At 64.7% G+C, this 15591-nt stretch carries 13 protein-coding genes; 9 read left to right on the top strand and 4 right to left on the bottom strand.

Annotation, left to right across the window (positions count from 1 at the left end; genetic code table 11):
• The first annotated feature begins 222 nt into the window (after nucleotides 1-222).
• A complete protein-coding gene (locus Q4S41_RS06495) occupies nucleotides 223-744 on the top strand; it encodes a GNAT family N-acetyltransferase (RefSeq protein ID WP_305030288.1) in 522 nt (173 codons plus the stop codon).
• Between the two features lie 26 nt (nucleotides 745-770).
• Here the strand turns inward: Q4S41_RS06495 and Q4S41_RS06490 are convergent, their stop codons facing one another.
• Nucleotides 771-1814, bottom strand: coding sequence for a ferredoxin--NADP reductase (locus tag Q4S41_RS06490; protein WP_305030287.1), 1044 nt, complete (start codon nucleotides 1812-1814; stop codon nucleotides 771-773).
• A gap of 193 nt (nucleotides 1815-2007) precedes the next feature.
• Here Q4S41_RS06490 and Q4S41_RS06485 point away from each other — a divergent pair, with 193 nt between their 5' ends.
• Nucleotides 2008-2496 carry a peptide deformylase gene (locus tag Q4S41_RS06485; protein WP_305030286.1) on the top strand — a complete coding sequence of 163 codons (489 nt, stop codon included), beginning with the start codon at nucleotides 2008-2010 and terminating at the stop codon, nucleotides 2494-2496.
• Here Q4S41_RS06485 and Q4S41_RS06480 read toward each other — a convergent pair.
• The 3 genes from Q4S41_RS06480 to Q4S41_RS06470 all read right to left on the bottom strand — a co-directional run bounded on the left by Q4S41_RS06480 (nucleotide 2493) and on the right by Q4S41_RS06470 (nucleotide 7859).
• Complete coding sequence (locus Q4S41_RS06480; protein ID WP_305030285.1) at nucleotides 2493-3929, bottom strand: amidohydrolase; 1437 nt, start codon at nucleotides 3927-3929, stop codon at nucleotides 2493-2495. The genes Q4S41_RS06485 and Q4S41_RS06480 overlap by 4 nt on opposite strands.
• An 81-nt stretch (nucleotides 3930-4010) precedes the next feature.
• On the bottom strand, nucleotides 4011-5132 hold the full coding sequence (locus Q4S41_RS06475; RefSeq protein ID WP_305030284.1) for a hypothetical protein: 1122 nt from the start codon (nucleotides 5130-5132) through the stop codon (nucleotides 4011-4013).
• Nucleotides 5133-5216: 84 nt separating this feature from the next.
• Complete coding sequence (locus Q4S41_RS06470) at nucleotides 5217-7859, bottom strand: M1 family aminopeptidase (protein WP_305030283.1); 2643 nt, start codon at nucleotides 7857-7859, stop codon at nucleotides 5217-5219.
• Between the two features lie 44 nt (nucleotides 7860-7903).
• On the opposite strand from Q4S41_RS06470, the gene pxpB reads away from it, so the two are divergent.
• The 7 genes from pxpB to Q4S41_RS06435 all read left to right on the top strand — a co-directional run bounded on the left by pxpB (nucleotide 7904) and on the right by Q4S41_RS06435 (nucleotide 15585).
• Nucleotides 7904-8650: a 5-oxoprolinase subunit PxpB gene (gene pxpB, locus Q4S41_RS06465; RefSeq protein ID WP_305030282.1), complete on the top strand. Its 747-nt coding sequence runs from the start codon at nucleotides 7904-7906 to the stop codon at nucleotides 8648-8650.
• Nucleotides 8640-9647 carry a 5-oxoprolinase subunit C family protein gene (locus Q4S41_RS06460; protein WP_305030281.1) on the top strand — a complete coding sequence of 336 codons (1008 nt, stop codon included), beginning with the start codon at nucleotides 8640-8642 and terminating at the stop codon, nucleotides 9645-9647. Before pxpB ends, Q4S41_RS06460 begins: the two co-directional genes overlap by 11 nt.
• Nucleotides 9648-9658: 11 nt before the next feature.
• Complete coding sequence (locus Q4S41_RS06455) at nucleotides 9659-10441, top strand: LamB/YcsF family protein (RefSeq protein WP_305030280.1); 783 nt, start codon at nucleotides 9659-9661, stop codon at nucleotides 10439-10441.
• Nucleotides 10438-11640: an NRAMP family divalent metal transporter gene (locus Q4S41_RS06450; protein ID WP_305030279.1), complete on the top strand. Its 1203-nt coding sequence runs from the start codon at nucleotides 10438-10440 to the stop codon at nucleotides 11638-11640. Before Q4S41_RS06455 ends, Q4S41_RS06450 begins: the two co-directional genes overlap by 4 nt.
• A gap of 200 nt (nucleotides 11641-11840) precedes the next feature.
• The gene (locus Q4S41_RS06445; RefSeq protein WP_305030278.1) at nucleotides 11841-13442 is read left to right on the top strand and encodes a glycerol-3-phosphate dehydrogenase/oxidase; all 1602 of its coding nucleotides are present in this window, start codon (nucleotides 11841-11843) and stop codon (nucleotides 13440-13442) included.
• A 108-nt stretch (nucleotides 13443-13550) separates the two neighbouring features.
• A complete protein-coding gene (locus Q4S41_RS06440) occupies nucleotides 13551-14018 on the top strand; it encodes a hypothetical protein (protein ID WP_305030277.1) in 468 nt (155 codons plus the stop codon).
• A gap of 43 nt (nucleotides 14019-14061) precedes the next feature.
• Nucleotides 14062-15585, top strand: coding sequence for an NCS1 family nucleobase:cation symporter-1 (locus tag Q4S41_RS06435; protein ID WP_305030276.1), 1524 nt, complete (start codon nucleotides 14062-14064; stop codon nucleotides 15583-15585).
• Nucleotides 15586-15591: the final 6 nt, after the last annotated feature.

The following is a 15591-nucleotide window of genomic DNA, read 5'->3' as shown; positions in this document are numbered from 1 at the left end:
TCATTTTTAACTTATGGGCAAAACTATTATGAAATAATTCAATTAAAAAACGCCAAATGCAAAATTTTTAATTATGGCGACTATATAATTTATTTATTTATATATTAAACAAAATTCTTTATAAAAATTGAATTATTATTATCAAAATTTTAATAATCGTAGCATTATGAGAGATGTTTGATGCATTAAAGAAAGAATAGCTATTCGTTCTATTTTTGAGGCATGAGTACACTTTTTTTTAGTGCCACCGCCACTTCCGCCGACGTCTCCCGCCTCACCCGTCTCGTGAACCGCGCCTACCGCGGCGACGCTTCCCGCCAGGGCTGGACCACCGAGGCCCACCTGCTCGACGGCCAGCGCATCGACGAAGAAAGCCTGCGCGAGATGCTGGCCGTGCCCGGTGCCGCCCTCCTCATGTGCCTGGGCGAAAGCGGCGAGCTGCTGGGCAGCTTCTACGCCCACGCTTCGGGCCAGAGAGTGTACCTCGGCATGCTGGCCGTTGACCCTGTGCGCCAAACCAACGGTGTGGGCAAATTCCTCATCAAAGCGGCCGAGGACTACGGCCGGCAGCACGGCTGCACCACCAGCAAGATGACCGTCATCTCGGTGCGGCCCGAGCTCATTGCCTACTACGAGCGCCAAGGCTACCGCCAGACCGGCGCCACCGAGCCTTTCCCTACCGACCCGCGCTTCGGCATCCCCCGGCAGCCGCTCACGCTGCTGGTGCTGGAGAAGGCACTTTAATAACGGCTTAGGCGTGGGGGCATGCGCTACAGCACCAGGGTCACGTTGCCACCCACAGGATAGCCGGTGCAGGTGAGCACAAGGCCCCGGGCCAGCTCGCGGTCGGTGAGGACTTCGTTGGCCGCCATCCAAACGTGGCCCTGGGTGCAGCGGGCGGCGCAGTTGCCGCACTGGCCCACCTCGCAGCTGTAGGGCAGTTGCACGCCCGCCAACCGAGCCGCTTGCAGAATGGTGCGCGGAAACTGCACCGTGAGGCGATGCTCCTGCCCGCGCAGCCGCACCGTGACGGTGTGCGCGGCCGTATCGGGCGGGGCGAGCGGGGCAGGCGCGGGCTGGCCGGTTTGGAACAGCTCGCGCCGAATGTGGGCCAGCGGCAGGCCGGCTTCGTGCAGGCCGTAGGTGCCCATGCGCATGAAATCCAAGGGGCCGCAGAGGTAGGCCAGGGTGCGGGCGGGCGGGGCCGGCGCGTGCTCGGCCACCAGCTGCTCGAGCAGCTCGCGGTGCAGGTGGGCGCGGTAAAGTACGGGGTCGTGGCTGAAGAACAGCTCCAGGTGCAGCCGCTGCGGAAACTGCTGCGCCAGGGTTTGCAGCTCCTCCAGAAACAGGGCGTCGGCCGGGGCGCGGTTGGCGTAGCAGAGCAGCACGAATGGGTGCCGGTGCCGGTGCAGCACTGTTTTCAGGAGCGAGAAAATGGGGGTGATGCCGCTGCCGGCCGCCAGCAAAATGAGCTGCTGATAGTCATCCGCGTTGGCCGGCAGGGTGAAAAAGCCGCCCGTGCCGCTGGCCCGCAGCACGTCGCCCACCCGCACCTCATCCACCAGCCAGCGCGAAAACAGGCCGTTGTCGATGCGCTTCACGGTGATGGCCGGCGCCTCGCCCAGCACCGGGGCCGAACTAAAGGAATAGGACCGGCGCACTTCGGTGCCAAAAGCCTCCCGCACCAGCGTGAGGTATTGGCCGGCCTCGTAGCGCAGCGCTTCGCCGGGTGCGGGGCGCAGCACCAGCGTGCGGGCGCCGGGCGCGGGCTGCCAAATGGCTTCGATGGCGAGTTGCTGATAGGTACCGTCCATGCTTTCGAAGGTAGTAAAACCGGCCGCAGGCTGGTTGTCCGCTTAGAAGCTGTTTAGAAAATCAAGTCGGCTGTCATCCTGAGCGCAGCGAAGGACCTTATCAGCAAGCAGAGCAAAATTCATTCTGACTTGGTAAGGTCTTTCGCTGCGCTCAAGATGACAGACGATTTAGGCTTCTAAACGGCATCTTCCCATGAAAACCCTGGCCGACCTGGGCTTGTTCGGCGCCCCGCGCCTGTACGAGGTGTGCGAGCCGGTGCTCGAAACCGAGCTGCCGCTGATAGCGGGCTGGGTGGCCGACCTGCATAACGGGATGAGCGAGGTACGCGCCAAATACCACTTCGGGCGCGGCATTGCGGCCCTGCAGCTCGGTATGATGAAGCGCCTGGTGTACCTCAATCTCGACCAGCCCTCGGTGCTGCTCAATCCCGAGCTGACCGACGCCAGCGCGGTCGCCTTCGAGCTGTGGGACGATTGCATGAGTTTCCCCAACCTGCTGGTGCGGGTGCGGCGCCACCAGGCCGTGACGGTGCGCTACCGCGACGAACACTGGCAGCCGCAGGTGTGGCCCGTGCAGGACGCTCCCTCCGAACTGTTGCAGCACGAATGCGACCACCTCGATGGCATACTGTGCATCATGCGCGCCCTCGGCCCGCAGTTGTTTCGCTGGCGGCCCAGCTAGTCGCGGTAGTTGAGGGCGGGCTTGCGGTCGCCGAGCAGGGGCTTGTAGACGTAGCTGCCCACCTGCTGGGCAAGCTCGGCTTTGGCCTTGGCCAGGAGGTCGGGGGAAGTAAAAAGGTCGATGGCCGTCAGGGTCATGGTTTTGGCGGCCACCATCAGGCCTTTGGTGCCGATTTCCTTGCCGCTGCACGCCACGGCCTGCCAGCTGTGCGCGGGCGTGCCGGGCACCCAGGTGGCAGCCGAGAGGCCCACGGTGGGCACCACGTAGCTCACGTCACCCACGTCGGAGCTGCCACCCAAGCTCCGCATTTGGTAGGGCTCGATGGCCGCGGCCTGCGCCACGGGCGGCGCCGGCACGCCCAGCGACGCCTGGATTTTTTGAGCAAAAGCCGCTTCCTCGGCCGTGTAGGCGACGCCACCTACCTGCTCCAGGTTGCGCTGCAGGGCGTGGGCCAGGGTTTCGTTCACCAGCAAATCGTGGGTACCGCCGATGATTTCGTAGTCCATGGTGGTGCCGGTGCCCAAGGCGGCACCCTCGGCGGCCTTCACCACGCGCTCGAACACGGCCTGCACCTCGGCCCGGTTGGGGTGGCGCACGTAGTAGTACACCTCCGCAAAATCGGGCACCACGTTGGGCGCCTTGCCGCCCCCGGTGATGACGTAGTGAATGCGGGTTTCTTGGGGCACGTGCTCGCGCATCATGTTCACCATGTGGTCCATCGCCTCCACGCCGTCGAGGGCGCTGCGGCCCCGCTCGGGCGCAGCCGCCGCGTGCGCGGCAATGCCGTGGAATCGGAACTTGGCCGAGGTATTGGCAATGTACTTGCCCACCATCGTGGCGTTTTGGCTGGCGGGGTGCCAGTGCAGCACCGCGTCCACGCCCTGGAACAAGCCGGCGCGCACCAGGTACACCTTGCCGCTGCCACCTTCCTCGGCCGGGCAGCCGTATACCTTCACGGTACCGTGCAGTTTGCCTTCCTTCAGCAGCTTTTTGAGGGCAATGCCCGTGGCCACGCTGGCCGTGCCGAAGAGATTGTGCCCGCAGCCATGGCCGGCGTCCTGCCCGGCAATGGCGGTTTTGTCGGCCACCGCCTGCTGGGCCAGCCCGGGCAGGGCGTCGTACTCGGCCAGGATGCCAATGACCGGCTGCCCGCTGCCGTAGGTGGCCACGAAGGCCGTGGGAATGTCGGCCACACCGGCCTGCACCGCGAAGCCGTTTTTGCGCAGCTCCTCCTGCAGCAGGGCCGAGCTTTTGGTTTCCTTGTAGCCCACTTCGGCAAAGCCCCAGATGCGCTGCGCCACCTTCTGGTACTCCGCGTAGTGCGCCTGCAAATCCTGCAGGGCTTCGGCTTTGAGGGTTTCGGTGGGCGGCAGGGCCGGGCGGAAGGCCAGGATGCCAACAGCCAACAAGGCCAGCGTAGCAGCGGTTTTCATGAATTGATTGGGTGAAGGTGGCAAGCGGCCGGTGCGGCAGCGGCCGAAGGTAGCATGACCCAGCCGCGCACAACCGCAACGCTAACGGCTGGGCTTGGCCGCCGGCGTCAGGCGGCGCAGGGGGCTGTTGGGCAATAAGTAAGGCTGAATTTCGGCAAAGGAAAAGGGTGCCGCGAAAGCGTTGGTGTACATCTTGGACACGAAGCTGTTCATGTATTCGTATTCGATGGGAAAGTTAAAGCGCACGGAGTCATCGAGCAGGTAGCTGCCATAGTAGGCGTCGAAGGTGGCGCGGGTGTACTGCTGCTGACGCAGGCCGGCCACGTCTTCTTCCTGCAAAATGCCGCCGTCGCCTTCCTCCGCCTTGTTGTCTTTGATGTAGCGCTGGAGCTGCGCCTGCAGGCGGCGGTTGGCCTCGGCCACCAGGGCGGGCACTTTGCGCGGGTCAATCTCATCTTCTATCGCAATGCCTTCGCCGGTGCGCAGGTCGAATACGCTGTGGCTGACGCCGGGTGTGACGCTGGCGCCCACCATTTCGCTGTGCAACATGATGCTGAGCAGGCAGTTGTCGGCGTAGTCCACGGTCAGCATCTGAGTACCGGGGTCGCCGCTGTCTTCGGCCACGAGGCGGCGCAGCTGCACCCGCAGCAGCTGGGTCACGGCCGCATCGGGCAGCGTGATGGTGAGCTCGCCGGAGTCGGCCCCGACAGTTCGGACGCGACAGTCGGCCACGGGCGGCGGGGTGTAAGGCTGCAGCGCCACGGCTAGCTGGCGGGGCCGGGCGGGCGGCAGCGTGCGCCAGGTGCCGGCCAGGGTGCCGTCGGGTGCGGGCGTGAGCAGGAACTCGGCCGTGGGCCGGTCGGGGTGCTTGCGGCTGCCGAACTCGCGCAGCCGCAGCTGGCCGGTGGGCAGGCGCGCGCCCAGCAGGGCCAGGCCCGCCCCGCGCGGCTCGTAGTAATAGTCGCCGTACACAGCAGTATCGACGGGCAGCAAACACAGGCGTACGGCCAGCTTGCCGCCCAGCGTACCGGCGTAGTAGGTCTGCAACTCCGCTTTGCCGGGCGCGGCGGTAGCGGCGGGCGTTGTTGGCGCAGCTTCCGGACCAGCCGTAACGGGGGCTTTTTCGGGAGTGGAGGGGCCGGAGCAGGCCACCAGCAGCGCCCAGCCGCTCAGGATGCTCAACTGGCCCAACCGTCGAACCATGTTCGGCAGCCGACCCGGGCTGGCCATTATTTTCTGAATTTCCACGCGCATCATGACTGAAATTGGCTGCAAAATACTCGGGGTTTAGCGGGCCAGCTTTTCGGCCCGGAACAGGTCGTCGGCCGTTTGGAAGAGCTTGGCGCGCAGCTTGGGGTTGTAATTGGGGTGGGCGGCCAGGAAGGCCCGCACCGTGGCGGCGGCCGTGGGCGACTGGTAGCTACCCAGCGTGGCCTGCAGCCACGAATAGGGAAAGAAAATGTCGCCGGTGAGCTGGATTTCTTCCAGCAAATCGAGGCTGGCGGGCAGGTATTTTTCGGAGGTAGCTTGGCGCAGCGGGTGGTGCAGGTAGCCCAGCGCCGTGGTCACCCAGGCTTCTTTTTCGCGGCCTTTGTCGTTTTTCAGCGACGCAAAGAAGGCATCGCGCGTGGCCACATCGGGCGAGAGGGCGGGCATCAAAAACTCCAGACGCTGGCGGCGGTCCACGTTTGTAATGCGGGCCAGCTGAGCGGGCAGGATGGCGGCGGCGGTAGGGTAGTCGCGCACGGCCAGCGCCAAGGCCAGCGCGGTATAGTCGTCCTCGGTCAGCTTCACGCCGGCCGGGGCCTGCTGCGACTGCCAGATTTGGTAGAGGCGCGTTTGGGCGGGTTTGGTTAGGGCGATGGACTGATAGGTTTTGAACAGTTGCTTTTTGGAATTCGGCGCCGGGTTTTTCAGCAGCGCGGCCCACAGGTCGGCTTCCAGGCCCGGTCCCACGGCCTGCCGCTGCGCCGGCGTGAGAAACTGCCAGAAAATGGCGCTGGCCTGGCCCGTGAGCTGCTTCAGGTTCAGCTCCTCGGGCTCGCGGGTGAGGGCCTGGCGGTAGGTCGTGAGCAATTCCAGCGGCTTGATGACCTGGCCGTTGAGCATGTTTTCGTAGAGGTTGACGTAGCTGGCGGCGCGGGCCACGGGGCTTTTCAACTCAGTGAGCTTCGGCAGCAGCTCCGGCAGCACCGGAAACACGCCGTAGCCCATACCGGTGGAATTGAACACAATGCGCTTCGGCAGGAAAGGAATTCGAATGCCCTTTTCCGCGCCGTCCATTTTCACGCTCAACTGCTGCTGCTCGCCGCTGGCCGACTCAATCAGGACCTCAAACTCCTGCGGCCACAAGCGGTCGGAGCCGTCCTCGGCCGTCTGCTTCACATACAGGCCGTAGCGCTGGTCGTGGCCGCCGCTGATGCGGTAGCTGAACACGGGCCGGCCGGGCTGGTTCACCCACACCTGGTTCCAGGCCTGCAGGTCGGCGGGCGTGCGGGCGTCCAGGATTTCGATGAGGTCGGGCCAGGTGGCGTTGCCGTGGGCGTAGGTGAGCAGGTATTCCTGCAGGCCGGCCCGGAAGGCTTCGGGGCCCATCAGGCGCTCGAGCTGGCGCATCATGATGGGCGCCTTGTGGTAGATGATGTTGCCGTAGAGCGAGCCCGCGTCCTGCAGGTTGGCCAGCGGCTGCCGGATGGGGTTGGCGCCGGCCGTGCGGTCGATGCCGTAGGCCGCGGGGTAGTGGTCGACGACGAATTTGAGGTCGTAGTTCGAGTTTTTGACCGATACCTGCGTGATTTTGTCGGCCATGAAATTGGCAAACACCTCCTTCATCCACACGTCGTTGAACCAGCGCATCGTCACCAAATCACCGAACCACATGTGCGCCGTTTCGTGCAAAACCAGGTTGGCGCGGGCCAGCACCTGGTCCTGCGTCGCGCCCTCGTCCAGAAACAGCGTCGACGCCTTGTAATCAATAGCCCCGACGTGTTCCATTCCACCGTACTGGAAGTCGGGAATAGCCGTGAAATCAAACTTCTGAAACGGGTACTTGAGGCCCGTGTATTGCTCCATAAACGCCAGCGCATCAGCATGCAGCTGGAAAATGGGGCCCAGGCTCAGGCGCAGCTTAGCCGGGTCGGTTTCGCGGTGCAGCAGCGTCATCGGGCGGCCATTGAGCGTGCGGCTGACTCGCGTAAACTTGCCGGCGGCGAACGAAAACAGGTAGGTACTGATGCTATCTGAGGTGGCGAAAACATACGTTTTCTTGCCCGGCAATACCCCGTCAGCGGTGCGCTGGGTTGAGTCAGCCACCGGCGCATTCGCCACGGCCTGCCACTGCTGGGGCACGGTGAGCGTCAGGGAAAATGTGGCCTTTAGGTCAGGCTGGTCGAAGACCGGGACGACGGTGCGGGCGCGGTCGGGCACCAGCAAGGTGTAGAGGTAGTCGGCGTTGCGGTTGAGCGACTGCTCGCCGGCCGTAAGGCTAATTTCGGACACGTTACGGCCGATTTTCAAGGCCGCGGCCGGTAGTACGAGGTGCTCGTTGCGGTGGTCGATGGCCACGGGCTGGCCATTCACCGCGAGGCGGTGCAGGTTGGCCGTCGGGGCTTTGAAGTCCAGCTGCACCGAGTCGCGGGCGTCGCGCAGGTTGAACGATACCGTTTCCAGCGCTTCGATAGGCTTGGAGCGCTCAGCCGGAATGACAAACCCCAGCGCGTATGCCACACGGCTGATGTTCTGCTTGCGCGCCACGGCCAGTGCCCCGGACACGCCTTTTTCGACGGGCGGCAGCGGGCGCGTAGGTACCGCCGAAACGGCAGCAGCGGCGGGCAGCACGGTTTGGGCAATGGGGTGGCGCTGGCAGGCGGCGGCCAGCAAAGCCAACAGAAACCCGCTGGCCCTGCCATATTTACGGAAGCTAAAATTCATCGGCAAAAGCTCGGTGCAAAGAGCCCAAAAGTAACCGCCAACCCGTGAGCCTCCCGCCCGAGCCCCTGCCCACGCGCCCCGCCCCGGTGCGGCTGTTTCCGCTCGGCGACGCGGCCATTGTGCTCGAATTTGGCACCGATATCAGCGCCGAAACGCACCAGGCCATCCAGGCCGTGCGCAGCTACCTCACGCAGCACCCAGTTGAAGGCCAGCGTGAGCTGGTGCCCGCCTTTACCACCCTCACTTTGTACTACGACCCGTGGCGGCTGAGCGACAATGGCCGCTACCAACCCTACGAGCGGCTGGCGGAAACCATCCGGCAGCTGCTGCCGGCCGCGCTGGCCACGGCCGTTGCCACGGAGGAAATTTTGGTAGAAATTCCGGTCTGCTACGGCGGCGCGTTCGGACCCGATTTGGAAGCGGTGGCCGCGCACACCGGGCTGAGCTGCGAGGAGGTCGTTGCCCGCCATTCGGCCCCCGAATACCTCGTGCATATGATTGGCTTTGCGCCCGGCTTCCCGTATCTGGGCGGATTGGATGCGCGCTTGGCCACCCCGCGCCGGCCGCAGCCGCGCCCGCTGGTGCCGGCCGGCGCGGTGGGCATTGCGGGGGCCCAAACCGGCATTTATTCCCTGCCCACGCCGGGCGGCTGGCAGCTCATTGGCCGCACGCCGCTCCGGTTGTTCAATCCAGACTGGGCCCAACCCAGCCGCCTGCAGGCGGGGCAGCGGCTGCGCTTCGTACCCATCAGCGAAGCGGAATTTAAGCAGCTCCAGCGGCATGAGTCTTAGCATTCTCCGTCCCGGCCTGCTCAGCACCGTGCAGGACCTCGGCCGCTTCGGCTACCAGCAAGAAGGAATCATCGTGAGCGGCGCGATGGACGCCTGCGCCCTGCGCGTGGCCAACCTGCTGGTGGGCAATGCCGAAAATGCCGCTGTTCTTGAAATCACGCTCCTGGGCCCGCTAATCCGGTTCGAAGCCGACCACCTCATTGCCCTCACCGGCGCGCACCTCTCCCCCACCCTCAACAGCCAGCCGGTGGGCTTGCATCGGCCCGTGTGGGTGGCGGCCGGCACGGAGCTGGATTTTGGCGTGCCGGTGGCGGGCAGCCGGGCCTACCTGGCGGTGGCGGGCGGCGTGGCCGTGGCGCCGGTGCTGGGCAGCCGCAGTACGTACCTGCGGGCCAGCTTTGGCGGGCTGCACGGCCGGGCGCTGCGGGCCGGCGACGTGCTGCCCGGCGCCCACCCAACCCCGGCAGGCCAACGCATCATAGCTGCTTTGGCGGCCACCGCTTCTTCCCGGATATGGATGCAGGCCACCTGGACACCAGGCCTGGCCCTGTGCCCCACGCCCCTGCCGAACCCCACCATTCGGGCCGTAGCCGGGCCGGAATATGAGCAGTTTACACCGGCAAGCCAACAGGCTTTCTGGCAGCAGCCTTTTACCGTGACGCCCGATTCTGACCGCATGGGCTACCGCCTGCAAGGGCCTCCGCTCCAGCGCCATACCAGCGCCGAGCTACTATCGAGCGCCGTCACCTTTGGCACGGTGCAGGTGCCGGCCGGCGGCCAGCCCATCGTTCTCATGGCCGACCACCAAACCACCGGCGGCTACCCGCGCATTGCGCAGGTGATTTCAGTTGATTTTTCGGCGCTGGCGCAGGTGCGGCCGGGGCAGTTGGTTTACTTTCAAGAGGTTTCTCTGGCCGAGGCGCAGGCGCTGTACCTTGCGCGAGAACAGGAGCTGCGGGCCTTGCGGCGAGGCATTGCAACTGTTTTCGGCAACTAATCAAGAACCTCATGCCCCCAACCCATACCATCGACCTCAACTGCGACATGGGCGAAAGTTTCGGCGCCTGGACGCTGGGCAATGACGAAGGCCTGCTGCCCTTCATTACCTCGGCCAACATTGCCTGCGGCTTTCACGCCGGCGACCCCTCCGTGATGCGGCAAACCGTGCGTGCCGCCCTGAAGCACGGCGTGGCCATCGGGGCGCACCCCGGCCTGCCCGATTTGGTGGGCTTTGGCCGGCGCAACCTAGACCTTTCGGCCGAAGAAGCTTTTAACCTGACGGTGTATCAGTTAGGGGCAATAACTGCGGTGGCGAAGGCCGAAGGCGGGCGCCTGCATCACCTCAAGCCCCACGGCGCCCTCTACAACATGGCCGCTACCAACGCCGCCCTGGCCGAAGCCCTGGCCGAGGCCGTGTACCGGGTGCAGCCCGAGCTGGTGCTCTACGGCCTGGCCAACTCGGAGCTGACCAAGGCCGGCGAGAAGTTGGGCCTGCGCACCGCCCACGAAGTCTTTGCCGACCGCACCTACCAGGCCAACGGCACCCTCACCCCGCGCCGCCAGCCCGACGCCCTTATCACCGACGCAAATGCTGCCATTGCCCAGGTGCTGCGCCTGGTGCAGGCCGGCCAGGTACGCTCCCAGCAGGGTTCCGACGTGGCACTGCGCGCCGACACCGTGTGCCTGCACGGCGACGGCGCCCACACCCTGGAATTTGCCCAACGGCTGAATGAAGCATTGCGCGCCGCTGGCGTGCAGCTGCAAGCGGCCCGCCCGGCCGTGGCCCCATGAGGCCGCGGCCCAAAGCCCGCTGGTGGGGCGGTGCCACCCTCGGCGCGGCGTTTCTGATGGCGAATTCATCTATCGGGCCGGGTTTTCTGACGCAGACTACGGTGTTCACCCAGCAGCTGCTCACCAGCTTTGGGTTCGTCATTCTGCTGTCGGTGCTGCTCGACATCGGCGCGCAGCTCAACACCTGGCGCATTCTCACGGTGAGCGAGCTGCGGGCCCAGGACTTGGCCAATAAGCTGCTGCCGGGCCTGGGGTATTTTCTGGCCGCGATGGTGATATTGGGCGGCTTCGCCTTCAATATCGGCAACATTGCCGGCTGCGGGCTGGGGCTGAACGTGCTCACCGGCCTGAGCTTCGAGCAGGGCGCGATGATAAGCTGCGCGGTGGCGCTGCTGCTGTTTTGGGTGCAGGAAATCGGGAAGATGCTCGACGGCTTCACCAAGATTCTGGGCACCGTCAAAATTCTGCTCACGCTGGGCATTGCCATCAGCGCGCACCCGCCCCTGCTGCAGGCGCTGCACCACACGGTGCTGCCCACGCAGATTAGCGCGGCGGCCATTGTCACCATCGTGGGCGGCACGGTTGGCGGCTACATCACGTTTTCGGGCGCGCACCGGCTGCTCGATGCGGGCATCAAGGGTCCCGAAAGCCAGCCCGAAGTGACGCGCAGCGCCCTCAGCGGCATCATTATTTCCACGGTTATGCGGTTTGTGCTGTTTCTGGCCATTGTGGGCGTATTGGTGAAGGGAGCGGTGCTTGACAAGGACAACCCGGCCGCAGGCGTGTTCCGCGCGGCGGCGGGCGAGGTGGGCTTTCGGGTGTTTGGGGTGATTTTGTGGAGCGCGGCCATCTCGTCGGTGGTGGGCGCGGCCTACACGTCGGTGTCGTTTTTCAAGACCTTCCACCCCGTTTTCGAACGCTATGAGCGGGCATGTATTTCGGTGTTTATTGTGCTTTCGACCGGCGTATTTGTGCTGGTGGGCAAGCCGGCGCAGCTGCTTGTTTTCGCCGGCGCGGTGAATGGATTAATTCTGCCCATTGCCCTGGGCATCGTCCTCGTTGCCGCCACCAGCGCCCGCCTGATGGGCACCTACCGCCACCCGCGCTGGATGCTGGCCGCCGGCTGGCTGGTGGTGCTGGTGATGGGCGGCCTCAGCGTGCCCGTGCTGGTGGAGCAGGTAGCCGGCCTGCTGCGCTGAGCAGTGAGCAGTGAGCAGTGAGCAGTGAGCAGTGAGCAGTGAGCAGTGAGCAGTGAGCAGTGAGCAGAAAGAACGTCATGCTGAGCGCAGCCGAAGCATCTCTACCGCGCGACGCAATTATTTACTATTGCGGTAGAGATGCTTCGGCTGCGCTCAGCATGACGTTCTGGTTTCGGTCTGGTCCGTTTAAATCTTCGCCCATGTCTCGCCTCCCACCTACTCCCAATCCCTACTCCCGCGCAACCCTGCTTCAGCAGCTAGCCGCCACGCCGGCCTGGGACCTCATAGTCATCGGCGGCGGGGCCACGGGGCTGGGCGTGGCCCTTGACGGCCTCAGTCGGGGCTACCGGACGCTGCTGCTGGAGCAGGCCGACTTCGCCAAAGGCACCAGCAGCCGCAGCACCAAGCTGGTACACGGCGGCGTGCGCTACCTAGCCCAGGGCGACGTAGGGCTGGTGCGCGAGGCCCTGCACGAGCGCGGCCTGCTGCTGCAAAATGCGCCGCACCTCTGCCGCAATCAGTCCTTCATCATCCCGAACTACAACTGGTGGGGCGGCCCGTTCTACACCATCGGCCTGAAGCTGTACGACCTGCTGGCCGGCCGCCTCAGCCTGGGCGCCTCCACTCACCTCAGCCGGGCCGAAACGCTGCGCCAACTGCCTACCCTGCGCCCCGAAGGCCTGCGCGGCGGGGTACTGTACCACGACGGCCAGTTCGACGACGCCCGCTTGGCCGTGAACCTGGCCCAAACCGTCATCGACCACGGCGGCACGGCCCTCAACTACTGCGCCGTGCGGGACCTGCTGAAAGACGCCGCCGGCCGCCTCATCGGCGTGCGCGCCAGCGACCTCGAAACCGGCCGCGCCTACGAGCTGCGCGCCAAAGCCGTGGTGAATGCCACCGGCATTTTTGTAGACGAAGTGCGGCGGCTGGACGAGCCCGGCACCCGCCCGCTGGTGCAGCCCAGCCAAGGCGTGCACCTGGTGCTGGACCGCTCGTTTTTGCCCGGCGACGCGGCCCTACTCATTCCCAAAACCGAGGACGGCCGGGTGCTGTTTGCCGTGCCGTGGCTGGGCCACGTCCTCCTCGGCACCACCGATACGCCCGTGCCCACCGCCAGCCTGGAGCCCCGGCCGCAGGAGGCCGAAATCGACTTTCTGCTGCGCACCGCGGCCCAGTACCTGGCCCAGCCCCCCACCCGCGCCGATGTGCGGAGCGTGTTTGTGGGCCTGCGCCCGCTGGCGGCTTCGGTTAATGGCTCTGCAAAAACGAAGGAAGTTTCGCGGCGGCACAAAATCGTGGCTTCGGCCAGCGGCCTCATCACCATTACCGGCGGCAAGTGGACCACCTACCGCCGCATGGGCCAGGACACGCTCGACTACGCCATTGCCCGGGGCATGCTTCCGGCCGCGCCCAGCCGCACCGCGCACCTGCCCATTCACGGCGCTGCCGGAACCGATGCTGTACCCGCCACCAGCCACCAGGGCCACTACGGCTCCGACTACGCCAGCCTGCAGCAGCTCATGGCCGAAATTCCGGCCTTGGCTGAAAAATTAGCGCCACCGCTGGAATTTCAGCAGGCCGAAGTGGTGTGGGCGGCGCGCCACGAGCTGGCCCGCACCGTGGAAGACGTGCTGGCCCGACGCGTGCGCCTGCTGTTTCTGGATGCCGCGGCGGCTGTGCGGGCGGCGCCTGTGGTGGCCGCGCTGCTGGCCCGGGAGCTGGGCCACGACGAAGCCTGGCAGGCCCGGCAAGTGACGGCGTTTAGCGAGCTGGCCAACGGGTATCGGCTGCTGGTATAGCATAGCGGTGGCCGGGCTGCTGCACTAAAGCTAATGGTGCGTTTTTGCATGAGCCCGTGTATCTTGGCCAGCCCTTGTCGGGCCGCATTTGCACTCCCACTTCTTCGCATGAAACACCTTCTACTCTTGCTGGCTATTCTGGGCCTGGCCGACTCAGCCTCCGCCCAAGCCAATCTCATCCATGCTATTTCGCTGGGCACCCGGCTGGGCGTGGATGCCGCCGTGGCGGGCAACCGCAAAATCCGCGACGCCAGCTCTGACCGTTACGTGACCACGGCCACCTACCACGGCGATTCCTACTACCAGAAGCGCACGCCCGCCAGCAAGCTAAAGGGCCCCGGCGGCCCCCAGATTGCCTACCAGGAATCGGTGCTGCAGCAGTGCCAGGCCGCTTTGCTGGCCGACTCCACCCGCGCCCTAGGCACTGCCGAAACCTGGGCTATGCTCCAAAGCTCGCGCGAGCTCATCGTCCGCGACCGCCCCGCCTGGGCCGTGGACGCCTACGCCGACGAAGCCGCTTTCTACCAGGCCGAAACCGTGCGGCGGCAACGCCGCGCGGCGGCCGGGCAGCGTTAGTCTTCCGTCCATTCTGCTAGAAATTCTTCTTCGAAAACCCGCTATGAATACCGCTCCCGAACCCGTGGCCGCCCCCGGCCTCACCAGCCCCGACCTGGCGCCCGTGCTGCCCGCCGAACGCACCTGGGGCACCGGCAACTACGCCGCGCTCTGGATTAGCATGAGCCTGTGCATCCCCACCTACATGCTGGCCAGTTCGCTCATCGAGGGCGGCATGAACTGGTGGCAGGCCCTGCTCACCATTTTCCTGGGCAACACTATCGTACTGGTGCCCATGCTGTTGAATGGCCGGGCGGGCGCGCAGTACGGCATTCCGTTCCCGGTGTTTGCGCGGGCCAGCTTTGGGGTGCGCGGGGCCAATGTGCCGGCGCTGCTCCGCGCCATCATCGCCTGCGGCTGGTTTGGGATTCAGACCTGGATTGGCGGCTATGCGCTCTACCAAATGGCGGTGCTGTGGGTACCGTCGTTGGCTACGCTGCCAGCGGTATTTCCGGCTAGTTGGGGACTGGCTACGGGGCCGGCCATTCTGTTTTTTCTGTTTTGGCTGCTGAATATGTATGTGGTACACAAGGGCGTCGATAGCATTCGCAAGCTGTTGGTGTTCAAGGCGTTTTTCCTGCCGGTGGCGGCGCTGGCGCTGCTGTGGTGGGCCATTTCGGCGGGCAATGGGCTGGGGCCGATATTGGCGCAGCCGAGCAAATTCACGAGCAGCGCGCAGTTTTGGGCGTTTTTCTTTCCCTCGCTCACGGGCATGGTGGGTTTCTGGGCCACGCTCTCGCTCAACATTCCGGATTTCACGCGCTACGCCACCAGCCAGCGCGCCCAGCAGATGGGTCAGGCCATCGGGCTGCCCACGTCGATGACACTGTTTTCCTTCGTGGGCGTGGTCGTGACGTCGGCCACGTTCGTCATCTACGGCAAAACCATTTGGGACCCGGTGGTGCTGGCGGGTAAGTTCGATAGCAAGCTGCTGGTGAGCTTTGCCATGCTGGCCGTGGCCCTGAGCACGCTGGCCACCAACATCGCGGCCAATATCGTGAGCCCGGCCAACGACTTCGCCAACTTTTCGCCCGAGCGCATCAGCTTCAAAACCGGCGGCTACATCACCGGCGTGCTCGGCGTGCTCATCTTCCCCTGGAAGCTCATCGCCGACCCTTCGGGCTACATATTCACTTGGCTGGTAGGGTATTCGGGCTTGCTCGGGCCCATCGGCGGCATCATGATTGTCGACTACTACCTCATCCGCCACCAGCGCCTCGACGTGCCCGACCTTTACCAGTACCACGGCCGCTACGCCTACCGCAACGGTGTGAACACGGCGGCCATGCTGGCCCTCGTCATTGGCATTCTGCCCAACGTGCCGGGCTTTCTCACCGCCATTGGCGTGCTGGATAAGGGCGCGGTGTGGCCGGGGCTGGTGGCGGTGTACAACTACGCCTGGTTTGTGGGCTTCCTGGTGTCGGGCGGCGCTTATTTGCTATTGATGCGGGCCCAAACTGCTGGCCAAAGTGCGCCGTACGGCCCCGAAGCCGCCATTCCCAATTCCTCCCCTTCGCTTGCTCAATAACCCGAT

The organism is Hymenobacter convexus (genome assembly GCF_030580955.1).
GTDB lineage: Bacteria > Bacteroidota > Bacteroidia > Cytophagales > Hymenobacteraceae > Hymenobacter.
The sequence above is the reverse complement of the archived record's forward strand: the minus strand, read 5'-3'. Positions and strand labels throughout refer to the sequence as shown.